The organism is Gammaproteobacteria bacterium, from assembly GCA_016712635.1.
GTDB lineage: Bacteria > Pseudomonadota > Gammaproteobacteria > SZUA-140 > SZUA-140 > JADJWH01.
The window spans coordinates 371,593-396,072 of the sequence record JADJQS010000006.1 but is presented as its reverse complement, the minus strand read 5'-3'; the positions used below and the strand labels follow the sequence as shown (position 1 = coordinate 396,072).

The 24,480-nt window shown below is 56.1% G+C and carries 21 protein-coding genes, 1 tRNA gene and 3 pseudogenes; 7 read left to right on the top strand and 18 right to left on the bottom strand.

The window, feature by feature from the left end:
* Positions 1–219: 219 nt before the first annotated feature.
* The 6 genes and pseudogenes from rplT to uvrB form a co-directional block, all read right to left on the bottom strand.
* Positions 220–579, bottom strand: a complete 360-nt coding sequence (rplT, locus tag IPK65_08740) for a 50S ribosomal protein L20 (GenBank protein MBK8163215.1) — start codon at positions 577–579, stop codon at positions 220–222.
* A 16-nt stretch (positions 580–595) separates the two neighbouring features.
* Entirely contained in the window at positions 596–793 is a 198-nt protein-coding gene (gene rpmI, locus IPK65_08735; protein MBK8163214.1) for a 50S ribosomal protein L35, read from the bottom strand.
* A 50-nt stretch (positions 794–843) separates the two neighbouring features.
* Complete coding sequence (gene infC, locus IPK65_08730; protein MBK8163213.1) at positions 844–1,497, bottom strand: translation initiation factor IF-3; 654 nt, start codon at positions 1,495–1,497, stop codon at positions 844–846.
* A complete protein-coding gene (thrS, locus tag IPK65_08725; protein MBK8163212.1) occupies positions 1,403–3,328 on the bottom strand; it encodes a threonine--tRNA ligase in 1,926 nt (641 codons plus the stop codon). The genes infC and thrS overlap by 95 nt, the downstream gene beginning before the upstream one ends.
* 85 nt (positions 3,329–3,413) lie before the next feature.
* A tRNA-Val gene (locus tag IPK65_08720) sits at positions 3,414–3,490 on the bottom strand.
* Positions 3,491–3,556: 66 nt separating this feature from the next.
* Positions 3,557–5,570: pseudogene (gene uvrB / locus IPK65_08715) on the bottom strand (excinuclease ABC subunit UvrB).
* Between the two features lie 74 nt (positions 5,571–5,644).
* On the opposite strand from uvrB, the gene IPK65_08710 reads away from it, so the two are divergent.
* Positions 5,645–6,826 (top strand): pyridoxal phosphate-dependent aminotransferase, encoded by a 1,182-nt coding sequence (locus IPK65_08710; protein MBK8163211.1) that lies wholly within the window; start codon positions 5,645–5,647, stop codon positions 6,824–6,826.
* Positions 6,827–6,836: 10 nt separating this feature from the next.
* On the opposite strand, the gene IPK65_08705 is transcribed toward IPK65_08710, so the two are convergent.
* The 9 genes and pseudogenes from IPK65_08705 to IPK65_08665 all read right to left on the bottom strand — a co-directional run bounded on the left by IPK65_08705 (position 6,837) and on the right by IPK65_08665 (position 14,094).
* The gene (locus IPK65_08705; protein ID MBK8163210.1) at positions 6,837–7,046 is read right to left on the bottom strand and encodes a hypothetical protein; all 210 of its coding nucleotides are present in this window, start codon (positions 7,044–7,046) and stop codon (positions 6,837–6,839) included.
* Between the two features lie 284 nt (positions 7,047–7,330).
* Positions 7,331–7,996, bottom strand: coding sequence for a hypothetical protein (locus tag IPK65_08700; GenBank protein MBK8163209.1), 666 nt, complete (start codon positions 7,994–7,996; stop codon positions 7,331–7,333).
* Positions 7,997–8,088: 92 nt separating this feature from the next.
* Entirely contained in the window at positions 8,089–9,006 is a 918-nt protein-coding gene (locus IPK65_08695) for a cell envelope integrity protein TolA (protein MBK8163208.1), read from the bottom strand.
* A gap of 547 nt (positions 9,007–9,553) precedes the next feature.
* Positions 9,554–9,619 (bottom strand): hypothetical protein, encoded by a 66-nt coding sequence (locus IPK65_08690; GenBank protein MBK8163207.1) that lies wholly within the window; start codon positions 9,617–9,619, stop codon positions 9,554–9,556.
* Between the two features lie 73 nt (positions 9,620–9,692).
* The gene (locus tag IPK65_08685) at positions 9,693–10,166 is read right to left on the bottom strand and encodes an outer membrane beta-barrel protein (GenBank protein ID MBK8163206.1); all 474 of its coding nucleotides are present in this window, start codon (positions 10,164–10,166) and stop codon (positions 9,693–9,695) included.
* A gap of 109 nt (positions 10,167–10,275) precedes the next feature.
* Positions 10,276–11,016 carry a hypothetical protein gene (locus IPK65_08680; GenBank protein MBK8163205.1) on the bottom strand — a complete coding sequence of 247 codons (741 nt, stop codon included), beginning with the start codon at positions 11,014–11,016 and terminating at the stop codon, positions 10,276–10,278.
* A 21-nt stretch (positions 11,017–11,037) separates the two neighbouring features.
* Positions 11,038–11,694 (bottom strand): polysaccharide biosynthesis/export family protein, encoded by a 657-nt coding sequence (locus tag IPK65_08675; GenBank protein ID MBK8163204.1) that lies wholly within the window; start codon positions 11,692–11,694, stop codon positions 11,038–11,040.
* Positions 11,695–11,803: 109 nt separating this feature from the next.
* Positions 11,804–12,958: a DegT/DnrJ/EryC1/StrS family aminotransferase gene (locus IPK65_08670; protein MBK8163203.1), complete on the bottom strand. Its 1,155-nt coding sequence runs from the start codon at positions 12,956–12,958 to the stop codon at positions 11,804–11,806.
* A pseudogene (locus tag IPK65_08665) lies at positions 12,959–14,094 on the bottom strand (glycosyltransferase family 2 protein).
* 255 nt (positions 14,095–14,349) lie between these two features.
* On the opposite strand from IPK65_08665, the gene IPK65_08660 reads away from it, so the two are divergent.
* From IPK65_08660 to IPK65_08645, 4 genes and pseudogenes are all read left to right on the top strand, one after another.
* Complete coding sequence (locus IPK65_08660) at positions 14,350–15,372, top strand: glycosyltransferase (protein MBK8163202.1); 1,023 nt, start codon at positions 14,350–14,352, stop codon at positions 15,370–15,372.
* Positions 15,373–15,671: 299 nt separating this feature from the next.
* Positions 15,672–17,411 carry an ABC transporter ATP-binding protein gene (locus tag IPK65_08655; protein ID MBK8163201.1) on the top strand — a complete coding sequence of 580 codons (1,740 nt, stop codon included), beginning with the start codon at positions 15,672–15,674 and terminating at the stop codon, positions 17,409–17,411.
* Between the two features lie 85 nt (positions 17,412–17,496).
* A pseudogene (locus IPK65_08650) lies at positions 17,497–17,580 on the top strand (NAD-dependent epimerase/dehydratase family protein).
* A gap of 365 nt (positions 17,581–17,945) precedes the next feature.
* Entirely contained in the window at positions 17,946–19,181 is a 1,236-nt protein-coding gene (locus tag IPK65_08645; GenBank protein ID MBK8163200.1) for a glycosyltransferase family 4 protein, read from the top strand.
* 217 nt (positions 19,182–19,398) lie between these two features.
* On the opposite strand, the gene IPK65_08640 is transcribed toward IPK65_08645, so the two are convergent.
* From IPK65_08640 to IPK65_08630, 3 genes are all read right to left on the bottom strand, one after another.
* On the bottom strand, positions 19,399–20,208 hold the full coding sequence (locus IPK65_08640) for a hypothetical protein (GenBank protein ID MBK8163199.1): 810 nt from the start codon (positions 20,206–20,208) through the stop codon (positions 19,399–19,401).
* Positions 20,209–20,228: 20 nt separating this feature from the next.
* Positions 20,229–20,693, bottom strand: a complete 465-nt coding sequence (locus IPK65_08635) for a glycosyltransferase (GenBank protein MBK8163198.1) — start codon at positions 20,691–20,693, stop codon at positions 20,229–20,231.
* 71 nt (positions 20,694–20,764) lie between these two features.
* Positions 20,765–21,310, bottom strand: coding sequence for a hypothetical protein (locus tag IPK65_08630; protein MBK8163197.1), 546 nt, complete (start codon positions 21,308–21,310; stop codon positions 20,765–20,767).
* A gap of 520 nt (positions 21,311–21,830) precedes the next feature.
* Here IPK65_08630 and IPK65_08625 point away from each other — a divergent pair.
* Together IPK65_08625 and IPK65_08620 are read left to right on the top strand one after the other, a co-directional pair.
* On the top strand, positions 21,831–22,778 hold the full coding sequence (locus tag IPK65_08625) for a glycosyltransferase family 2 protein (GenBank protein MBK8163196.1): 948 nt from the start codon (positions 21,831–21,833) through the stop codon (positions 22,776–22,778).
* Between the two features lie 473 nt (positions 22,779–23,251).
* Positions 23,252–24,289 (top strand): hypothetical protein, encoded by a 1,038-nt coding sequence (locus IPK65_08620; protein MBK8163195.1) that lies wholly within the window; start codon positions 23,252–23,254, stop codon positions 24,287–24,289.
* The last annotated feature ends 191 nt before the right edge of the window (positions 24,290–24,480 follow it).

The window sequence follows — 24,480 nt, the reverse complement described above, 5'->3', positions numbered from 1 at the left end:
ATTTCCCCGCGCAACCGGATCAATACGGGAATCGCCCCCGTACACCGGCGTCCTCCGAACGGGACAAGGGTAATGAGTAATGGATGGCGAGTAAAATACAAAATCACCATGCCGTCCCGCCCATCCGCCCGGCGCCCTCCCTCCAAAACAAAAAAGGAAAGGCGCTACCTTTCCTTTTCTGCATGCCGACGCATCGACCGCGCGGCCGTGGAGGTTTCGTCAGGCGGAAAGTCCCGCCTTGGCCTTCTCCGCCAGCGCGCCGAAGGCGGCCTTGTCGAACACGGCCAGGTCGGCCAGGACCTTGCGGTCGATCTCGATGGCCGCCTTCTTCAGGCCGTCGATCATCCGGCTGTAAGACAGCCCGAATTCACGCGCCGCCGCATTGATGCGGATGATCCACAGACCGCGGAATTCGCGCTTGCGCACGCGGCGGTCGCGGTAGGCGTACTGCCCGGCCTTCACTACGGCCTGGTTCGCAGCGCGGAAAACGTTCTTGCGGCGTCCGCGGAATCCCTTGGCCTTCGCCAGCACCTTCTTGTGGTTGGCGCGGGCGGTTACCCCTCGTTTTACTCTTGGCATGGTGTGTTCCTTTCCTTCAACTGTACGGCAGCATGCGCTTCAGCTCGGGCGTATCGGACACGGCGACCAGGGCGGGAGCGCGCAAATGACGTTTGCGCTGGGTGCTCTTCTTGGTCAGGATATGCCGGCGATGGCTCTGCTTGTGCTTGAAGCGTCCGGACGCGGTGCGCGCAAAACGCTTGGCGGCGCCGCTATGTGACTTTAGCTTGGGCATGTTCGATCCTTAATATTGTCAACTCATCAAACCAGGCCGGACCGCTTGACTCAGCCGACCTGCTGTTTCTTCTTGATGCTGCTTCCCGGCGCCAGCACCATGATCATCTGCCGCCCTTCGAGTTTGGGAAACTGCTCCACCGTTGCATACTCCTCCAGATCCTTCTTGATGCGATCGAGCAACTTCATCCCGAGGCTCTGATGCATCATCTCGCGCCCGCGGAACCGAAGCGTGATCTTCGCCTTGTCTCCGCTCTCGAGAAAACGGATCAGGTTGCGCAGCTTGACCTGATAGTCGCCTTCCTCCGTACCCGGACGGAACTTGACCTCCTTGACCTGGATCTGCTTCTGCTTTTTCCGGGCCGCGTGCCGCTTCTTGCTTTCCTCAAACAGGTACTTGCCGTAGTCCATTACGCGGCAGACAGGCGGATCCGCGTTCGGCGACACCTCGACCAGATCGAGCTCGGCTTCTTCCGCGATCTTGTTCGCCTCCGCCAGCGGCACTACCCCGACCTGCTCACCATCAGCGCCGATGAGGCGCACCTTGGGTGAGGTTATCGCATCGTTCAAGCGTAATTCTTTCTCAGCAGCTATAACCCGTTCCTCCGCACTATTCCTGAAAAACAACGCGGCCGCGGCACGCAATCTCGGATGCCAGACGATCCGCGCATGCCTGTACAGACAGGCTGCCCAGATCCGTGCCATCCCGCGCGCGCACGGCCACGGTCTCATCCTCCATCTCCCGGTCCCCTACGACCAGCAGATAAGGTACGCGTTGCAGCGTATGCTCGCGGATTTTAAAGCCAATTTTTTCATTTCTCAAGTCTATTGCGACCCGGATGCCCGCTTTTCTCATGATTGCGGACACTTTGGCGACATAATCCGCCTGCCGGTCGGTGATATTCAGCACCACCGCCTGCACCGGGGCCAGCCACAGCGGCAAGGAACCGGCGTGTTCCTCGATCAGGATGGCGATAAAACGCTCCAGTGACCCCAGGATCGCCCGGTGCAGCATCACCGGGACCTGCTTGCTGCCGTCCTCGGCGATGTAATAGGCGCCCAGGCGCCCCGGCATGGAGAAATCGACCTGGATGGTCCCGCACTGCCAGACCCGCCCGATGCAGTCCTTGAGCGAGAATTCGATCTTGGGTCCGTAAAAGGCCCCCTCCCCGGGCTGCAGGTCCCAGTCCAGGCCGCGGGTGTTCAGCGCCTGCTCCAGGGCGTGTTCCGCCTTATCCCAGACGGCATCGTCCCCGACCCGGCTCGGCGGCCGCGTCGAGAGCTTGACGATGATGTGCTCAAACCCGAAGTCGGCATAGGCGCTGAACAGCATGTCCATGAAGGCCGAGACCTCGTCCTGGATCTGGTCCTCGGTGCAGAAGATGTGGGCGTCGTCCTGCACGAAATTGCGCAGGCGCATCAGCCCGTGCAGCGTGCCCGAGGGCTCGTTGCGGTGGCAGGAACCGAACTCCGCCAGCCGCAGCGGAAGGTCGCGGTAGCTCTTCAGGCCCTGGTTGAAGATCTGCACGTGGCAGGGGCAGTTCATCGGCTTGATCGCGTAATCGCGGTTCTCCACGTGGGTGGTGAACATGCCGCTGGCGAACTTGTCCCAGTGCCCGGACTTCTCCCACAGCGAGCGGTCGACCACCTGCGGCGTGCGCACCTCCTGGTAGCCGTGCTCGCGCAGCAGGCCGCGGATGTACTCCTCGACCGTGCGGTAGACGGTCCAGCCGTGGTCGTGCCAGAACACCATGCCGGGGGCCTCTTCCTGCTGGTGGAACAGCCCGAGCTGCTTGCCGATCTTGCGGTGATCGCGCTTCTCGGCCTCCTCCAGCCGGTGGAGATAGTCCGCCAGATCCTTCTTGTTCGCCCATGCCGTGCCGTAGATGCGCTGCAGCATCTCGTTGCGGGAATCGCCGCGCCAGTAGGCGCCCGCGACCTTGGTCAGCTTGAAGGCCTTGATGCGCCCGGTGCTCGGTACGTGGGGGCCGCGGCAGAGATCGATGAAGTCCGCCTGCCGGTACAGGGAGATCTGCTCGCCCGCCGGGATGTCCTCGATGATGCGCGCCTTGTACTCCTCACCCAGCTCGCGGAAGAACCCGATGGCCTCTTCCCGCTTCATCACCGTGCGCGTCACCGGCTGATCCTGTTCCGCGATCTCCGCCATCTTCCGCTCGATCGCCGCCAGGTCCTCCGGGGTGAAGCTGCGCTCGAAGGCGAAATCGTAATAAAAGCCGTCCTCGATCACCGGGCCGATGGTCACTTGGGCCTGCGGGAACAGGCTCTTGACCGCCTGCGCCAGGAGATGGGCGCAGGAATGGCGGATGATGTCCAGCCCGGCCGGATCGCGTTCCGTCACGACGGCCAGATCGACGGCATCCTCGATCACAAACGAGGTGTCGACCAGGCGCCCGTTCACGCGGCCGGCGAGCGCCGCCTTGGCCAGGCCGGGACCGATGGACGCAGCCACCTCGGCTACGCTGACCGGGTGGTCGTAGCTGCGCTGGCTCTTGTCTGGGAGTGTGACTGTCGGCATCGTGGTGAAGAAACACTTCCCCACCGGAGCAATGTGCCCGGCGGGGAATAAAAAAAGCACTGTAGCCACAGTGCCTGTAACTGTCTGGTAGGCGCGATTGGATTTGAACCAACGACCCCCACCATGTCAAGGTGGTGCTCTAACCAACTGAGCTACGCGCCTAAAGCGCCTAAGATACTCGATCGCCCCCATGGCCGCAACAGGGGAAGCTGCCGCGGCCGCACCGGGTCACTCGGCCAGGCCCAGATTCGCCGCCTGGATGGCGCGGATCTGGTCGCGGATCCTGGCGGCCGCCTCGAACTCCAGGTCACGCGCGTGGCGGTGCATCTGCTTCTCCAGCTGGGCGATCTTCTTGTGCAGCTGTTCCACCGGCATGCGCCCGTATTCGACCACCTGTTCGGCCACCCGGGCGTACTCGCGCGCACCGGACGCCCCGCCCGGCGCCTCGCCCTCGATGATGTTCACCACCGCCTTCCGGATGCCCTGCGGCGTGATGCCGTGGGCGGCGTTGTACTCTACCTGCTTCTGGCGCCGGCGGTCCGTCTCATCGAGCGCGCGCCGCATCGAGCCGGTGATTTTGTCGGCGTACATGATGACGCGGCCGTTGATGTTGCGCGCGGCGCGCCCGATGGTCTGGATGAGCGAGCGGTCGGAACGCAGGAAACCCTCCTTGTCCGCATCGAGGATCGCGACCAGCGATACCTCCGGGAGGTCGAGCCCCTCGCGCAGCAGGTTGATGCCGACCAGCACATCGAAGGTGCCCAGCCGGAGGTCGCGGATGATCTCCACGCGCTCGACGGTGTCGACGTCGGAATGCAGGTAGCGCACGCGCACCTCGTGCTCGGCCAGGTATTCGGTCAGGTTCTCCGCCATGCGCTTGGTCAGCGTAGTCACCAGCACGCGCTCGTTGCGCTCGACACGCAGATGGATCTCCGACAGCAGGTCGTCGACCTGGGTCAGCACCGGGCGCACCTCCACCTGCGGGTCGACCAGCCCGGTCGGGCGCACCACCTGTTCGACCACGGCATCGGCGTGGGTGTTCTCGTACTGGCCCGGGGTCGCCGAGACGAAGATCATCTGCGGCGCGAGGCTCTCGAACTCCTCGAAGCACAGCGGCCGGTTGTCGAGCGCCGAGGGCAGGCGGAAACCGTATTCGACCAGGTTCATCTTGCGCGCGCGGTCGCCGCGGTACATCCCGCCGAGCTGGGGAATGGTGACATGGCTCTCGTCGATGACCAGCAGCGCGTCCGCGGGCAGATAGTCGAACAGCGTCGGCGGCGGCTCGCCCGCCTCGCGGCCGGACAGATAGCGCGAATAGTTCTCGATCCCCGAGCAATAACCGATCTCCTGGATCATCTCGAGATCGAAGCGTGTGCGCTGCTCCAGCCGCTGCGCCTCGACCAGCCTGCTGGCCGCGTACAGTTCGGCCAGGCGCACGCGCAGATCCTCCCGGATCTGGTCGATCGCCTTCATCAGGATCTCGCGCGGCGTTACATAGTGCGTCTTCGGATACACGGTCAGGCGCGGGACGCGGCGCAGTATCTCGCCGGTGAGCGGGTCGAAGTAGCTGAGCGATTCGATCCCGTCGTCGAACAGCTCCACGCGCACCGCCTCGCGCTCGGATTCAGCGGGGAAGATGTCGATCACGTCCCCGCGCACCCGGTAGGTGCCGCGCAGCAGCTCGACATCGTTGCGCGTGTACTGCAGATCCGCCAGGTGACGCAGGATGCGGCGCTGATCGGCCGGCTCGCCGCGCACCAGGTGCAGCACCATCTTCAGATAGGATTCCGGGTCGCCCAGGCCGTAGATGCAGGACACCGAGGCGACGATCACCGTGTCGTGCCGCTCAAACAGGGCCTTGGTGGCGGACAGGCGCATCTGCTCGATCTGCTCGTTGATCGAGGAATCCTTCTCTATGTAGGTGTCCGTCGTCGGGACGTAGGCCTCGGGCTGGTAGTAATCGTAATAGGACACGAAATACTCGACGGCGTTGTCCGGGGAAGAATTCGCGCATCTCGCTGTAGAGCTGCGCGGCCAGCGTCTTGTTCGGGGCCATCACCAGGGTGGGTCGCTGCACCCGCTCGATCACGTTGGCGATGGTATAGGTCTTGCCCGAGCCCGTGACCCCGAGCAGCGTCTGTCGCGCCAGCCCGCTGTTGAGTCCCTGCACCAGTTCCTGAATGGCGCGCGGCTGGTCGCCCGCCGGGGAAAAACCTGCCTGAAGTCGGAATTGTCTGTCCATGGTGGCGCTTTGCGGGGATCTCGCCAAGTATATTACACTTAGCACCTCTAATTATTCCGGAGACCTGGACACACGTGGAACTCTCGCAACGGGTACAGCGCATCAAGCCCTCGCCGACCCTGGCAGTGACGGCACGCGCGGCGCAACTGCGCGCGGAAGGCAAGGACATCATCGGTTTCGGCGCCGGCGAACCCGACTTCGACACACCCGAGCACATCAAGCAGGCAGCGATCGAGGCGATCCGCGCGGGCTTCACCAAGTACACGCCGGTGGCCGGCATCTCCACGCTGCGCAAGGCCGTCGCCGACAAGTTCCTGCGCGACAACGGACTCAAATACAAGCCGGGCCAGGTGCTGGTCTCGGTCGGCGGCAAGCAGAGCTTCTTCAACCTGACCCAGGCCCTGCTCAACACCGGCGATGAGGTCATCATCCCGGCCCCCTACTGGGTCTCCTATCCGGACATGGTGCTGCTCGCCGACGGCGTCCCCGTCTTCATCGAGAGCGGCATCGACCAGGGATTCAAGATCACGCCGGAACAGCTCGAGCGCGCCATCACCAGACGCACCCGCCTGGTGGTCATCAACAGCCCGTCGAATCCGACCGGCGCGACATATTCGCGCGCGGAACTCGTCGCGCTCGGCGCCGTGTTGCGCCGTCACCCGCACGTGATAGTGGCGAGCGATGACATCTATGAACACATCAGCCTGGACGACGGCGAGCCCTTCTGCAACATCCTGATGGCCTGCCCCGAACTGTATGACCACGCCATCGTGCTGAACGGCGTCTCCAAGAGTTATTCCATGACCGGCTGGCGCATCGGTTATGCCGCAGGGCCCGTCGAGCTGATCCAGGCGATGGAGAACATCCAGTCCCAGAGCACTTCCAACCCGACCTCGATCTCGCAGGTGGCCGCCGAAGCCGCGCTGAACGGCGACCAGTCCTTCATCACGGGCATGAACCGCGCCTTCCGTGAACGCCACGACTATGTGGTCGCCGCGCTGAACGCGATCCGCGGCGTGCGCTGCCTGCCGTCGCGCGGGGCGTTCTACGCCTTCCCGCTGATGCAGGAGGTGATCGACCGCCTCAAGCTGAAGGACGACGTGGATCTGGGGGAGTATCTGATCAACGAGGCCGGGGTGGCCCTGGTGCCCGGCTCGGCGTTCGGCGCGCCCGGCTACATGCGGCTGTCCTTCGCCACCAGTCTGGACAATCTGAAGAAGGGACTGCAGCGCATCACCGCGGCGCTGCAAGGCTGAGGAGTATCTGTTACCGCCGCCAGGCCGCGGTCAGTTTCTGGCAGTCAACACGCCACTCGCAACCGCAATTGCGGCACTGAAAGCGATCTTCGCTCAGGAAACAGGTCTTGCGGCCTTCGGCCTTCTGGATAGCCTGGATCAAAGTCCGCTTGGAGCTGTGCAGGACGTACTCGTTCAGTCCGAGGCTGCGTCCCCGCGTCTTGATCAGTTCCAATTCCATAGTGACCCCGTGACGCGCATTCGTTCTTGGTTATTGTTTAGATACGGTCTACATTAGCCGGCACACATGACACAGGCATGACGGATCACACTTGTTTCGACCACGCCGGGTACAACTTAAGCATTAATTCGCCTGAGGTGCTGACTGAATCCCTGCTTAAAAATAAGGGCTTAGCCCGCGTGTCGCGACCGGAAGTGACCGCCAACCGGCGACGGAAAACCGGCGCACTGCGACAAGACAGCAATTATCATGCCTCCGCCGCAACCACGCCCGACGGCCTGTCCTCATCGCACGCGGGGAGCGTGCTTGGGGTAGTAGTAATCAAAACAGATACGGCACAGGCCGTGGCTGGTCCTCGCCGGTTGCCGCTTCACCCACGCCGGAATCCAGTCCCAGCGCTCGGCCACCTGCACGCAGCGGTAGCGGCGGCAATGGCTGCACTGGCATAACAATCCGTTCTCGTCCCGATAGTCTTCCTCCCGCGGCGCCGGCACTGCGGCGAGCGGATCATGCGCCCGCTCGATCAGCAAAGAGTTCACAACCAGAAACCCCTTGCCATGTTCGAGCGCGTAGACCTGCATCACGTAGCGCCGATACATCCCGGCGCTGGAGCAATCATATTCGTGGGAAAGCGGCGCCGGGATCCGCGGATCCGGGGCATTCGACCGGGCATAGAGATCGTGGTAATACGTGCGCAAGACGGCCGGCACGGCGCTCATGATGGAACTGCCCAGCGGCCAGCGGGTCGAGATCGCGGGTTCTCCGCCGTTCTCAGCCGCGAAGCGAAACCATGCCGCGTTGATATAGGCGAGACGGAAATCGGACCACAGTCCGAACACCACGCCGGGGTCATCGTCGAGCGCGCGGCGGTCGAACGGCTCCAGCAGGGGCGCAAAGTCCGCTGCGCATATGGATCTGATCGAATCGAGCGAAGTTAATCCCGGTTCCATGGCAGTAATACCTTGACGCGCTCGATATTGGCGGGACGACGTAAGCTATCTTGTCATTAAACCATATCGCGGCGGCATGCCACACACCGCCGTCAGGTTTGCGAGAATAGGCGGTCACCCCCTTCGTCAGCAGGCTCAAATACCATTTCCAATAGTTGAAAGGATCCGAACAGGGCCTTGTCTGCAGGCAATGGCAGCGGTGAGGCGTCTCGTACCGCTGCCGCCATGGAGGCGTCGAAATCAGCATCGCCGCTGCCTTTGATTACCGCCACATGCAGCACATTACCGGTAGACATCAGCGTGATCCGGAGTGTACATCTCAGCCCTGACCAACGTGCCGGGCGCATCCAGCGGTCCAGCACACGCGCCCGGATCAGCTCCAGTTGACGACCGATCAGGGCGCGGCGCGCCTCTTCCACCGCGGGATCGACCGGGGTCAGCAGCAGCGCCCTTTGCTCCTCTATCACGCGTGATCGGGCCTCGCGCAACCCCCTCTCCCTGTCATGATCGATCGGCGTCTCGATACCCAGAGTGCGCGCAAGCACGCCGCCCGAATCTCTCAGCGAAAAGCTCACTGACTCATAGCCGATCGATCCCGCAGGATACTTGAATGTAATCCGCGCCCCTTCCAGGATATCAATGAACGACTCGCTTAGGCCGGCTTCCAGCGCACCGTTGACGCTAAAGACCAGCTTCCGGTACAAATCCGCCCGCTCCCACTTGCCCTCCCTGATTGCCTGCGCCTCCTTGCCGTCGATGCTGAATAAAACCGGGGTCGCGCCGCCAATCGGGTCGGGCTCAGGCAGGAATGCATTGAGCATCAGGATTCCGACGATAGTCCCCGCGGGATCTTTCTGCAGCAGGAAGCTGTTGCCGCGCGGATCGGTCGTGCCGACCGCCGGGCCGGACAGAGGGGTTACAGTAAGCTCGGGATTTCCCGCTTCCCAGTCCGCCAGCGCTGGTATACAGCCGAGGATGACGCACCCGAGTCCAAGGACCGTGCGTATCATCGCAGCGTCTCGCAATCACATGGCAGGTATGTGAACTCCATGCCTGTATGACGCTGCGCAGATTCGGGCAGTTCCCCCGACTAGCTTAAGGATACATTAACAGGCGAACGCCATGCCCTGGTAAGCTGCGTCGACAATGCGCTGGCCGGGACAAAGTTTCCGCTCTGACTATGGTAGAAGCAACCTGGCTCCCCAGGCGGCTTTTCGCTGACAAGATTGAGCATTCCAAGGTGCGTGGCAATCAAATTCAATGCGAATGGATAATTCAACCGGTACGACCTCAGCCTATTGAGCGCGACTGTGCTTTGCCGTCGTACTCATGAGTAAGTATCGATGTGGCCATGGAGGGCAAACTATGGCTCCATAGTTGTCCCCAGCGTAAGGTGCAATGGTTGACTCGGATGTCTCCTAGCAAATCCTGATCGCGGCGACACACATGCACTTGAATGTCCGGTTTGGGTCGGGGGCTACCCCTGGTTAAAAGGTGACATTCACGACACAAACAAAAACTCCGCCGAGGCGGGATTTATATGAATGCAGATACATGTTACTCAGCTTGTAGCTTCCTGCGCCGCCGAATCCAGCCCATCAGCGCAAGACCCACTCGTATCATGACGTAGGTAGCGGGCTCGGGGATCCCGGAGGCAAAGGAAAATCCACCTACCGAAACCCCAGGTCAAAGATTGTCAAAAACTGTCGTCCCGGCTCAGACGATGGATCTCGCCAAACCCATAGACCAGGTTAATTAGCACGCTCATTTCGGTATACTCATTCACGCTCTGCGTGCTGTCCTTTTGCCGGTAGCGAATATCCAGAACACTTTGCAGTTTGCGTGACAGGTGGTAGCCAAGCTTGCCGCCAATCGTGTAGCGCTTGTCCGTCTGGTTGATTTCGATTTCCTTCTCATAGTTATAATTCCCGTAGACGCCGACGGAGAGCATCGCGGAAATTGGATAATCCAGATCGACGCCAAATATTGCTTTGTCACTGTCTCGTGGCGACTCCATATAGTCGAGTTTACTCAACGCCCCCCATATATTGGAATTGAGCGTCGAACCCTGCCTTGCATAGGTGACTCTTATCGTGCTGTCATGAAGCACATCTCCTGATATTTGTTCATCGGAAAAACTGCCATCCCCGGGAGTGGTCGACGCATTCAATAAACCGGTACTGCTATCCCTCAGGTCAGATCCAATATGTGTCCGCACAGTCGAGCGCTTCGTCAAATCAACCAGCCAGCTCAGATAACCTGTAAAGTACTGATAGTTGTCAACTTGTCCCCCTGTCAATAAAAGTTGCCCCCAGGTTAAGCGTGATGTAGTTCGAGCGGACGCGTTGACTTGAAAGGACCAGATGAAGGTTATTGATTGTATAGCTCGGGTAACGCTGCTCCTGGTCATAGACGACTCTCGTTACATCCCCGTCCAGACCTATGTCCAGGGCCCGGTACTTTTGATTGAGCCAAAAGGCCTGCAAAGCATATTGCTGATTGTCAGTATCGGAATTCTCATAATAGAAGTTCCGGTAAAGGGCACGCACATTGAGTTTTTGCTGATTCGGAAAGGCAAAACGAATGTTAGGCCCAAAGGAGAATGTATTAGTATCCTGGATGTTAACCGGAGTGTTTGGACCGAGGGAATTGATCGGACGTTGAGTAAAATAGTCCTGCAGCTGCCAAATAAACCGATCTCTTAACATTTCCCACGTGCCACTCGCACTCAGATCGAAGTTATATTCATCATCAAAGGTATTCTGGGTGTAGTGATTATAAGTGAGTGCCGTTGAGGCGGTGCCAATAACAGAGCCAGTAGTTTCCTGGACTTTTGCGCTAATGTAGCCGATGCCTATCAAGTCCTGATGTTCATCGTCCGGAGTGAGCGCTGCATTATCGGTGTATTCCATGCCAGCGCCGAATCCGGGTTCGACTACCAGCGCGTAAGAGATGGGCGCATAGCAATACATACCGCAAAGCATTGCCGCAAGTGAATGCCTTAATGCATTACGGAACACGGTCTCCCCTAGTGTGGGGTGTCAGAATGAGCGATCCGGCACAGTGATGATATCCCCTGGCATCAACGGAATGTTGGTCCTCATATCGCCGCCCTCCAAAATGTCTTTGAGCCGGATATCATAGGTTTCGGTTCCGTTTGCGGCGCGCCTGTGCAGCTTGGTGCGGTTGCTATCCGCGTACTGTTCGACACCGCCCGCCTCCAGCACCGCATCGAGCACAGTCATACCCGGGTGATAAGTCAGCGAGACATTCTTGACTACCGACCCGGTTACCCGGATGCGGGAGAGGAACTCCTGGCTCTGGAGGCTCGTTAACATAACGGTAACATTCGGCTCCCTGATGTAGGTTGCCAGTTTCTCCTTGATGTCCGCGGCTAATTCCTCGGGCTTCCGGCCAGCCGCCATAACATCGCCAATCAATGGCATGCCTATTTTTCCATCCGGCCGGATCGGTTGGCTTACGGAAAGCTCGGGATTTTTCCAGACATTGATCTGGACCACGTCTCCGACACCCATCAGGTAAGCGTCGACCAGCACACCGGGATTCTGGGCTGCGAATCCTTCAGGTTGAGTAGGAGGCGGCGAGTCCAGCGTACCGGGACCCTGGGTTGCAACTCCTTCGGGCTGAGGCGGCAAGTGGGGTGGCGTTGTCACACAGCCAGCCAGTCCGGTGATCATCAAACCGACGAATAGTCGCTTGAAATAGCGGTTCATTTTTCTCGCACTCCCAAAGCAGGGTTTAAATCCTGAAAATCCTATCACATTAGCGCGGACTTTCTTGGCAAGGTCAGCGCAAGGCAAAGACTTGACGAATCTGCTCGATATCGCCGGCGCTTACCCGGCGATGGGTGGGCAAGGTCAGGATGCGGGCGGCGAAGTCCTCTGCCGCCGGGAACCGTCCCTGCCCCGCCAGCAGCGCCTTCATCCCCGTAATGCCCGGCAAAGTGGCGGGATACATTGTCGAAGGGCCGAGCCCCTGTCGTCGCAGTTCCTGGTAGAGCCGGCCCCTTAGCTCCGCCTCAACCAGTAACGGATAACGCAATAGCCGGCGGTTCCCCGGCACCTGGCACGCCCTCGGCAGGTCGATCACTCCTGTATCCGCAGGGTCCCGATCCGTCAGTATGCGCGCCAGGGCGTTCTGCGCGTCCATATCGCCATCCCGGTAGGCCGCGATGTTACTTGGTAGCAGGCGCAATCTCACCGGATCCATGGTATCGATGGCAGGCAGAGGCTGAAACCGGGTTTCGCCCAGATGCAGGAATGGGATGGCCTGTGGTATCCAATACAGCCTCGGAGCAATCATCAGGTTATAGAGCGCCGTCTGCAGCCACACAGCGGCCTGCCGGTACATGCCACCGGAGTGTTGCAGCTCTCTTTGGGGCAGAAGTCGAGCCAGCATATCCTCGCGAAACAGCACCGCTCCACCACCCAGTAGGCTGACCGGTTTTCCCCGGCCGAAGCTGAGCACCACCAGATCACCCTTCCAGAGGTTGGATTCCTGGCTACCGGGAAAAAGCTGTGCGCCGTCTTCGATCAATACCACACCGGCCCGTTCAGCCAGCGGGCGCAACTCGGTCATACGCTCAGGGATTCCGAACAGACTGGCTGCCACAATGGCAACCGTGCGGGAATTGATCTTTGCCGGCAACTGCTGCAAATCCAACCAGGGCCGATCCGCCACCAGGTCAACCAGCACCGGCTTCGCTCCGGCAAAAACAACCGCACTTACCAGATCCGGGCAACCATAGGCGGGCAGAATGACCTCCGGCTCGTCTGCCTGTTTCAAGCGGACAGCCGCCACAATGGCCGCGGCCAGCGCTGCCGTGCCGGAGGCAAAAAACTGAGCTTGATAGGGCGAGAAAACGGAATGCAGGACAGATTCCGGCTGATCGGTGCCGTGCAGACGGATCGGATTACCTGCGGGTGGCAGCTGGTAAAACATCTAGCGCCTGGAGGGCGTCCACACGGTCATGCGGGTGCCAGACAGAAACGCCAGCGTGGCCTGCGCGAGGGCCAGATTGGTCTGAACGAAGAATAATGCCAGCCTCACCAGCGTATTTTCCCGCATCTGGCCCGACAGCCACCCTGCCAGCGCCAGCAGGTAAAACCCCAGCTGGGCGACAAGCGCCAAAGTATAGATCGCGCCCTGGCCCTGGAGCAGCAGGGACAAAACCGCAAAAGTAAGCATAAACCACGGCACACACCAGCGCATGATCTTGTGACTCCAGACCTGGAAGGCAAACAGGCCCATGGCGAAAGGATTAAGCACGCGCGGATGTCGGACTATGGCGGTGATGCCGCGGATCACCGTGCGCATTTTCCTGCGGTACTCAAGTGCGGGATCCTGGACATCCTTGTAGATGCCGACCACATCTGGACAGCTGATCGCGACCAGACCTTTTCTGACGCAGTTGAGCGCCGTATTGAAATCACTGGGCGAATAGATATCCCACTCATCGCAGACCTCGCGGCGGGCGGCGAAAAAAGAACCGCTCAGGCCCACCAGACCGGCCCGATCGGATTCCAGGCGCCGCAGCCACATTTCATATTGGACATAGGCGCCCTCGCCGACCAGACTGCCGTCATTGCTGACGAATCGATCTTCGCTGGATACCGCCCCCACCTGCGGATTCGCAAACCGGGCTGAAAGCAGCCGCAAAGCTTCGGTGGGATGCGCGTCGCAACGTCGGAAAACACCAGGATGTCTCCCTGCGATGCGCGAATCGCGCACAGTTGCGCATATTCCTTGCCCTTGCGCTCGTCGGCCCGTACCAGGCGAATCCCCTGATCCCTATACGACTCTACGATGGCGTCGGTGGCATCGGCGGAAAAGTCCGAGGCCACGATGATTTCCAATCGTTCACGCGGGTAATCGATACCCAGGCTGTTGGCCAGCTTCTCGCGGATGCACCCTTCTTCGTTGTGGGCGGTAATGATGAGACTCAACCTGGGGTGACTGCCTTCCTTACTGGTCTGATACGCCGGCGTGCGCCTGCGGGGTATCAATTTCAGTATCAAGGGATACACAAAGTAGCTGTAAATACACAGCAGCGCGAATAAATAAAACAGACTTTCCATTTTTTATTTTCTCGACACCAGTTATCCGGCAACCATTCATAATCTCGGGCACTGGAACGCCTCGATCATATCCCCGGCGACCTGGTTAATTCGATCGATCTGCTCCCTGCTCAGACGAGCAAAGCTCTCATACTCAATGTTCCGTATCTTTTCATCGCGATGGTGGATCGCCGCCCAGAACCAATATGATTCAAGCCTATTGGAGCCATAATTAATAAAAAAGTGTAACATAGGGCCAACTTAGAAATCCCTGTAATGAACGACGTTTGCCATCGCAAAATCATGCATATCGCCTCCGGCGACCTCTGGGCAGGCGCCGAGGTACAGCTATTTACCCTCGCAAAATCACTGCATACACGCCTGGGCACCACGATCAGCGTAGTATTGCTCAACCACGGTGAACTAGAACATCAACTCCGCGCCACGGGCATCGAAGTCATCGTTCTGGACGAATCCCAGTTGAATGGGCTCCAGATCCTGCGCCAGCTAGTGCGCACTATACGGGACGTAAAGCCAGAGGTTGTCCATACACATCGCCTCAAAGAGAACATTCTCGGCAGTATAGCCGCTTGGATTTGCCGAAGAATTCCCTCACTCCGAACCGCTCATGGCGCACCGGAGCACAGACCGTCCTGGAAGCAACTGCCGAAACGCCTGATTTTCTTCCTCGACTGGTTTTGTGGGCGTTACCTGCAGCGCAAGATCATTGCAGTTTCGGACGATCTGGCCGGTATTCTAGGCAAAACCTTCCCTGCAGAGAAGATCTGTGTCATTGAAAACGGAATCGACTTCGAGTCTGTTCACCGACGGAACAATAAAACGCACACTATTCCAGACACCCAGACAGCAAACCTGAAAGTCGGTTTCGCCGGCCGACTGGTCCCGGTAAAGCGCGTTGACCTCTTTATCCAGACGGCGCGTTATATCCTCGATCACTATCCGGATCTCAAAACAAGCTTCCACATTTTCGGAGACGGTCCACTGCGCGAACAACTCGAACAGCTCAGCCGTGACCTCGCTACGGACCGAATCGTGCATTTTGAGGGTCACTGCAACAACATCCACGAGGAATTACAGAAACTCGATGTACTGCTAATGACTTCGGACCATGAGGGCCTGCCCATGATCCTGCTTGAAGCCATGGCATTGGAACTCCCCCATCATCGCCCACGCCGTGGGCGGAATTCTAAAACTGCTGGACCAAGGCCGCTGTGGCCTCTTGGTCCAGGATCACAGTCCCGCGGGCTATGCACGTGCAATCCAGCAGCTCGTGGCTAATCCAAAAACTCGAATCGGAATCACTAGAGGCGCCCTAAACCGCGTAAAGACCCGCTACTCCGCCGAACAGAATGCAAAGTCTGTTTGCGCCGAGTATTTGTAAGAACACAATGTTATGATAAGGCAAGGTCTGAATCTCCCTCTATTATAGTGTTTGCGAGCACAACCATCTGTAACAGCCCGGAGCATTCAGGCTTTTTCTATTTCTCGTTTATGGAACAGCAGTGCTTAGAACTTATAGAAAACTCTACGACATCCTGGACTCGAACGAGCGGCGCCTGACGCTACTGGTGTTTATCATGCTGGTCCTGGTGGCCTTCATGGAGATTGTTGGCGTTGCCTCGATCATGCCCTTCATGGCCGTTGTGGCAAATCCTGATGTCGTGCATACCAATCCGTATCTTGTGGAGATCTACGGACGATTGGGGTTTCTGTCCACGGACGCCTTTCTTTTCTTTCTCGGGGTTTTCTTTCTGGCATTGATGACCGGCTCCCTGGCCTTTCACGCTTTTGCCTTCTGGGTCATGGTTCGTTTCTCTCAGAAAAGAAATCATGCATGGTGTTGCCGTCTGGTTCAAGGTTACCTGGCAAGACCTTACGATTGGTTTCTGAATCGGCACAGCGGCACTCTTGGCTCAGTTATTCTGAACGAAGTCAACAGAGCAGTTGAAGGGGCCTTGTTTCCTTCCCTTCAACTGATTTCCAAGACATTGGTGGCAATGTTTCTTCTTGCCCTGATGATCGTCGTAGATCCAGCCTTGGCACTGTCTGTGTGCCTGATTATCGGAGGAGCCTATGGGGCCCTGTTCCTGACCGTACGCCGATATCTAGGGCGCGTCGGACAAGATATCCAGACTGCCAACCGCCAACGGTACAAAATAACGCAGGAGATGTTCGGAGGCATCAAGGACGTAAAGGTCTGCGGTCTGGAACTCCCTTTCCTGGCGCGTTTTCGAGACCCCTCATTGATTTTTGCCGAACGACAAATTACATCCAGAGTTGTTTCAGAATTGCCTTCCTTTGCTATGCAGGCGCTTGTGTTCGGTGGAATCATGGTGGTCCTCCTGTACTTTATGGCTAATCGCGGTGGATTGCAGGCGGCCTTGCCAGTGTTCTCGCTCTATGCGCTGGCGGGCTACCGATTGATGCCGACCCTGCAGGCCATCTACACGAATTTAGCGGCCATGCAGGTGAATGCCGTTGTCCTGGATTCCCTGCACCGTGACCTATGTGGTGAGGGTATCGAACAAAACCGAGGCGACCGTGGACTGGCCGGCTTAGCTCAAGAGTCTCCGATGGGGCTGAGCAACAAGCTGGAGCTGCGGGATGTGTTCTATCGCTACCCAGGCGCCGACTACTTCACATTGGAGGGCGTATCACTTGAAATAACGGCCCGGACCACAGTGGCACTGGTCGGCCTAACGGGTTCCGGGAAGACCACGCTTGTGGATGTACTTCTCGGCCTGCTCGTGCCGGAACAAGGCACGTTGATAACCGATGGAAAGCCGGTCACGGACGAATTGCGCCGCGCCTGGCAGCGTAGTATTGGATACGTACCGCAACAGATATATCTCGCCGATGACACCATCGCAGCCAATATTGCCTTTGGTATCCCTACAGGTGAGATCAATCACGAGGCCGTTGAGTGTGCCGCCAGGATTGCCAACCTGCATGATTTCGTGGCCAATGATCTGAGCGAGGGCTATAGAACTATCGTCGGCGAGCGCGGCGTTCGCTTATCCGGCGGGCAACGACAGCGCATCGGCATCGCCCGCGCGCTTTACCATGATCCGGACGTATTGATCCTGGACGAGGCCACCAGTGCGCTCGATAACGTGACCGAGCAAGCTGTCATGGAAGCGGTAGGCAACTTGGGGCACCGTAAGACGATCGTGCTCATCGCGCATCGCCTGAGTACCGTTCAACAATGTGGCCAGATTTTCTATATTGAAGCGGGGCATGTGATTGCAAATGGTACCTACGAATCCCTGTTGAAAACCAATTCAAAGTTCCGCTTGTTAGCAGGTGGGGGGAGCTAGTTGCAGAACTTTCCTGCCAGATTTCTGTTGCATTCAAAATAAATTTCCGGCATTAAAATCGCACAATTCGGCACCAAGGAGCACGATGATGAAAACGGCGATCAGAAAGAGAGTGCTTGTCACCGGAGGTGCAGGCTTTGTCGGGTCGCACCTGTGCATGCATTTGCTCAATGGCGTCCATGAAGCGCGCGATCTCTGGAAAGTCTATACGCAGGAGTTCCCAGGGCAGACTCACTATCTTCGGGACCGGGCCAACATCAGCTACAACCACTGGCTTACCGATAAGACCTATAGAGACGAGTTGGGTGCTCGGCTTGGCTTCGAGAACCAGGATCGCAGAGTCACGGAAGCTGCTAAGTGGGGGACCAAGCACGAGGGCCAGGCCCAGGAAATGGAGGTCCTGGAGCGTTGGCAAGCGTACCTCGACAATCCCATCTACCGGAAGTTGCTCGCCGATGAGGTGTTGCACCATCTGTCGGCCGAGACATTCGGCGAATTACCGGGGACCCTGGCGCTTCCCGGGGCACCGGGGTCATGACCACGCCCAAGGCGTCATCTCGCCCCGGTATCCTGCTGGTAGCGAATTACTCCAATCGCACGGGATATGCCTGGAACAACATCTACCGGCTGTTTGAGCATGTGGCATGCGAACTGCGCGGCATGGGGTTAGCTTCATGGGTTTCGTTTGCGAAGTATGAGCCGCCCCTGGAGTGGGATGGCGCCAGGTCCTTTGATGGGGTGCTGGAGCTGCCACCGGATCCGCAGGGCTCCAGAGAGCTATTCCATTGGTTCCGGATGATTCGCCGTCATTCCATTCGTTACCTCTACCTCACCGACCAGGCTAACTGGGCCTGGCGCTACGCGATCTTCCGAGCCGCGGGTGTGCAGAAGATCATCGTCCACAGTCGCGTGTCCGTCGCGAATCCACGTCCGGCTGCGCCAGAAACAGGTATTCGTGGCGCGTTGAAATGGCTTGTATCCCGCCTTCCATTTATCCAGGCGGACCGAGTATATGCGGTTTCCGAGTTCGTACGGAATCGCTTGATCGTCAAGGCTCGGATTCCCTCCCGCCGGGTTGTCACGATACTGGATGGTGTGGATCTTGAGCGGTTCTCACCGCGGGAAAATCATAATCAGCGAGCCATGGTGGAGATCTTCTGCGGCGGCAGAGCGACGGTCCATAAGGGCATCCAGGTGCTGATAGAGGCTACGGCGATGCTGCAGACGAAGCACGGCCTTTCGAGTTTCCGTGTGTCCTACGCGGGGGATGGCCCCGACATGCAGAAATTCGTCGAATTGGCGGAGTCTCTCAGATTAGGATCATCGTTCCGGTTTCTCGGCCAGCAGCCATCGACGGAGGAACTGGTATCCGTTGCGGATATTATCGTAGTGCCCTCGACCTGGGGTGATGCCGGTCCGTTGGCGATTTCGGAGGCACTTGCGGCTGGCAAGCCTCTCGTCGCGACGAGAGTCGGAGGGGTACCTGAACTGATTGGTGAAGAATCCGCGGCCATCATGGTCGAACCCGGCGACAGCGCCGGGTTGGCTGAGGCGCTCGCGGGCCTGATTTCGAGTCGTCCCAATCGCGAGCGCTTCGCGGCGCGTGCGCGCAGCCGCGCGGAGCAGACGCTTGATCAGCGCCGATATTACTCCGAGGTGATTCTTCATCTGGCCTGTGATCTCGGCCTGGAGAGTCGTTCATCGGGAGAGGTAGCCGATTCGCCTGGCGTTCGGTCAGAGCACAGTTCGCCCAACCAGAAAGGCGTCTAGGAAATTATTGGAACAAATACATGCAAACGCTTGTAAATTTTGTCCACAGTTACATAGCGAAGCGGGAGGAGTTCGCTCGTTGGCATAGCGAGAGACCCGAATTGGTATTGAGGGCCCGGTACTACTCGGCCCTGTTGAGGCGTCGCGTCTGGGGTCATTGGGCTGTGGGTCATCGCAAGGCACCTTGGAAGTTGGCGGAGGGGGTAAATGGCGAGGCTCAACCTCTACCAATTTTTTCAGTGAAAAGATATTTCACAAAGTCCTTGTCAAGGCGATCTGAAAACCAGCGCCAAAATGGATATTTTCTCGAAAGCCAAAGTTGGCTGGGGCTTTTCATTATGCGAGAGTCTTTTTCAATTTGGCTCACGCGATCACCGTAACGATGACCGCTCGCGCCGGAGTAGTGGATCATCCAGCTGCGAAATCTTTTTTGGGTGGCGGTAATCACTCGGGTGTGGTTGAAGCGATATCCCAAGTCCAAAAATGGAACATTTAACTGGTTTATTCGGTAGTTGAGATACGCTTGGTCGTTGGTTGTTCTTTTTGGGATTGTTATTTTTTTTTCTGCCCATTCTGCCAGAGCTGCTACTTTAGGATCGAACACCACTTGGTGGCTTTTTCCAAAAACCATAACGCCAGAATTAAAATAGACATTTTTCCATTGAATTTTGCCCAATATTTCTTGGGTTTGTTCCTTGTCATTCTTGGAGAGAGAAAATGATTCTTCGTTTGCTGCGCCAAAAACGTCAATCGGGACCATGTCATAAATAGATGGGGCATCTGGAGCGATTAAAATATCGCTATCGAAAAAAGCAATTTGCTCGAACCTGTCAAGCAGTTCGTATAGCTGAAATTTATCGTAACGATTGTCTAATCCGTACTTAACCTGTACTTTTGGTTGATTGATTGTAACAAATTCCGCGTTGTGGCGTTGAGCATAGAGTTGCATGAGTGGGTGCGTTATTTGCCCCATTCTTTCATAGAGGTCACCTATAGCCAGCGTAACAACAGCTCTCGACTTAGGCATTGGTTGCTCCCTGAATCTATTTAATTTGGTTGCTCTGATCTTGATTGACTTGATGAAATATAATTTACTGCTGCTGTAAATTCACGAGTCGAACGATCAAGGCTATATTGTGTGTTCGCCACGACTTTGGCTGATTGACCTACATGATCCGTTACTGCAGGATTCATTATCAGGTATTTTAATATGTCTGCAACCATATCAATGTCATCTGCATTGTAAACGAATCCAGTCTGCTGATCTGTGATTGCTTGTTTCACTGAATGGACATCGGGGACTAGAGTTTCCAGGCCGGTGCTCATGTATTCGATTATAGATAACGAAAACCCTTCACCTTGGGATGCGTGTATGGCTATGTCGGCGCAGCATAGCAGCTCTCTTACGTCATTGCGAAATTCTAGCAAGTAAACTATTTCCTGGAGTGGATTTGCTTCGTTTCCGTAGACACTCAGCCTAGTCCTGGCGGCCGACATTCTCCAGAAAGTCATCCGCGCCAATCGGCGCTTAAGTTCCAAACAGAATGAAGCACTACACGAGCGAGGTCAGACAATCAAAGCGATCAGAGGACGTAATGGCGCATACGTTGGACTTCGCGTGTCAGTCGATCTGGTCTCAGGTACCGGTCACAATAGGCCTTCTCCACCTCGCGATCACAGTCATGCACAAATACATGCCCGCCGTTACACACAAGCCTGCTCGCTTCAAAGATGCTCTTCATCCGCCCCGGCTGTCCCGACTGCCACCCAGCCGGCGCATCCACAATGACCACGTCCCACCGCAGCCCACGCACGTCCTGCGGCAAATCTAGCTGAAGCAACTCTGGACGCTCCATCAAACGTTGCGACTCCTCAATCTGCGTGTGGTAGGAAACCAGGCGCACATCGGCCAGCGGGTCTCTCGCCAAGACGGTCGACATCCATTGCGCGTTGTCCTCCAGAAATACCGTCGAGCCACGTTCGTTGAGCTGCCGCCAGAATGTAGAGTCGTTGCCGACACCAAACACCAGCATTCGAATGGGTCTCATGCGGACGACAACGTCACAGATCTCGGTGAGTTCCTCTGCAAACAGCTGGATCTCATTGAGCCATCTGCAGAGTCTCAGCAACGATCCCGTGGGGTGTCGGGCTGCTAGAGACGCCACTCCACGCTTCGCGTTAGTCCGCAGCGTTGACTTCAATGCCTCTCGTATCACGATCTCTCTCCTGCTTCCGTCGATGTCGATTGCGCGCACGTCCGCCGCGCGCACCGTCGGATGCGTATGCGTCTATACGCTTCGAATAGAGTTGCGGCAATCGAGATTCATTGAGGAAATATAGAAAGAGAATAATCGGTGCTTGCAAGGATAGCAATTCTTTTACGTAGAGGCTGGAAGCTACGATATGGCAGCCAAGAATTATTGGGATGCTATATTTTTGAGTATCAAGGCACAAAAGTTTCTCCGATGTCATTCGAGCACTAAGCGGCTACTTCAAATCCTTAATACGGGGGCGTGCTCGTTAGGTAGGAGGCGTTACGAGATCCTTTGTCCTGCGTGAAGTGTAAATGGATCATGGTTTGGAGTTTGCTGGTGAAAGTGCATCCTGATAGTATGTTTAAGCTTAAATATTAAGAGTACCCTAAGAGCTATGGATTATTCGATTTCTGTTGTAATTCCTGCCTTTAATGCAAAATCTACAATCGATCACGCAATAGCAAGCGCACTTCATCAGTCATGCCCGCCCAAAGAGATCATAGTTGTGGACGATGGCTCCACCGATAATACTGTTGAGGTGGTTAGGTCTTGGGGAGAAAAGATTCAGCGAGTGAGTAAGCCTAATCAAGGTTCGGCAGTTGCTAGGCAGAATGGAAGTGCACTTTCGACTTCGGACTACATCGCTTATCTGGATGCTGATGATTGGTGGCCAGAGGGGAAATTAGCGATGTGCCAGGAAATACTTGCAGCAGAGCATATAGATTTCTTGCTTGCTGATTTGCAGCGCGCCCATTGGGGTGAAAGCCCAGAGCAATATCTTCCTAGGAATAGCACTTTTTTCCCTTGGGTTGGCGGATATTTGAGAAGGTTTTCTCAGTCCAATTCAATGAGTGGGCTTTATAAGTTTGAAGCAGAGCATGGGTTGAACCTGCTTCTGGAGGGATTTCCTGTTTACCCAAGTACTGCGCTTGTTAGGCGAGCAGTGATTGATGAAGTTGGTGGCTGGGATGCCAGATTCCGCCGGTGTCAGGATTTTGATATTGGTTTGCGTATAGCGCGACAATTTCCATTGCACTACTTTGATCGTGTCCAAGCGATTTTGGGTCTTCATTCCGGTAATGATGAGTCGCAAACGTATGTGATCAAGCAGACAGAGGGTGACATCAAGGTATTGCTGGCCCATCTAGATGAGTCAGGCGAAGATATGCAATATAAGGCACTTTTGAGTAAAGCCTTGGCAAAAAAATATTGTAATCTTGGATACACTTTGAGGCAAGTGGGTGACTGCCGTCGAGCAAATAGCGCGTATAAAAGTGCCATGGATTGGCCCGGTAAGCGCGCTCATGCATTCTTAAGATGGTGCTGGACGAGTTTTCACTAATAGTCGAAATTTATTCGGAGTGTCTTTATTTAAATAAAGGGTTGCGACTGCGACATTCTTTGGACTTGAGAATGAACTGCTTATCTTCTTTATTCAGATCGTTGTGGGTGTTTGTATTTACTTGTTCTGTGTGGTGACGATGAGGGTAAGAGCATACTAGGATCTACTGGAAGTCCTTCGAGATGAGTTCGTGTCTTGGCAGGAGAATAAGTAAGGAACCCATGATGAACCTTCCCCATTCAGGTATTCCAGTTGTAAATTCGTACTCCGGCTCATTAAAGCAAATTCTTACTTCACCAAGTTTCACACAAACAGCATACGTAAACAGTTATTCATCCAGGTTAACCGTAATCCTTTAATTTATCTCAGTTGCCTATGGAAAAGTTTCTTCCAAATGTGCTGCAAAGCAGCGAACTGGGGTTCCGACTCCGGATTTTCTTGACTATAACAGGGCGGCATGAAAAGGTGGCGGTATGAAGCATCTCACAATCTGTGAGTTTGATTGTGTATTCAACCAGAGCCGATATTGTTATACATTTTCATCCACATTATCAGCAAGGAGTAATGTGTCGAGAGCAACCCTAATCTTTATGTGCTTTGCAATATCATGCGTCGCATCTTTTTCGGCCTATTCTTTAGATTTTGAAGATTCGTTCGAACTTGGCAATATGTCGGCGACTAATGCCGAGGGATTCACTTGGCGGTCTCCTGTACGAACAGAAATTGTAAATTCATCTCACACTATATGGCGCAACCATAGTGCTGTAGATATTGCAAAGCCAGTTGGTTTGAATTGGATCCCTAAAGAAGGCTTGAACAGTCTGCGATTCAAATGGACGGCGCGGTCTACGCCTACCGTAGAAGCTAATTTCTGGTCGGAGCAGCGATTTGATCTTGGTACGCCACATAAGGATATATGGTTTCGTTACTGGCTAAGGGTTCCGACCAACTTCAAACATGGGTATGTAGGCACAACCAATACAAACAATAAATTATTTGCCTTATGGATGGATGGCTATGAGACTCATGGGTTCGGACCTTCCCTTATCTGGGGATTCTGGTTACCTAGCGAGACACCCGGAACTGATTATGGTAGTGAGATTTCTTTTCACATCAAGGAGGGAGGCCCCGGAGGAGCTGGTGGCGAGCAGCAACGCGCTCGATTTATCACTTACCCAACAGACCAAAGCCGCTGGATGCAGGTTGTCTTTCATGCTAAAGCCTCGACAAATAACACATCTCATGATGGAGTGGTCCAGATGTGGCGTCGGTGGGAAAATGAAACGGACTTCACTATGTTACATGAGAGGCTACACTTGAATATACCATCGCCTAAAGGCGGTCCTGATGGATGGAAAGCGGGTTACCTCATGGGATGGAGTAATCCGGGCTACGAAGAAGACACTGAGTGGTTAATCGATAGTTTCACAGTATCAGAGACCTGCCTCCTCGAATTGAACTGCGTTGCAAATCCAAAACCGCCGAACTCATTCAGAGTGATTGACCCTTAGTTAAATACACCTGTACTAACCCGTATGGAAATTCGGATTTACAGAAATAGACCTCAATTTTGGACAGCTGCTTAACTGTATTCCGCACAACATATGGCCTGATTATGCTGCAGACGGCCACATAGAACTACCTTCGAACATCTGATGTGGCGTCTGCCGGCCCATGCTCCGGCGTCTGCGTTCACAGATGT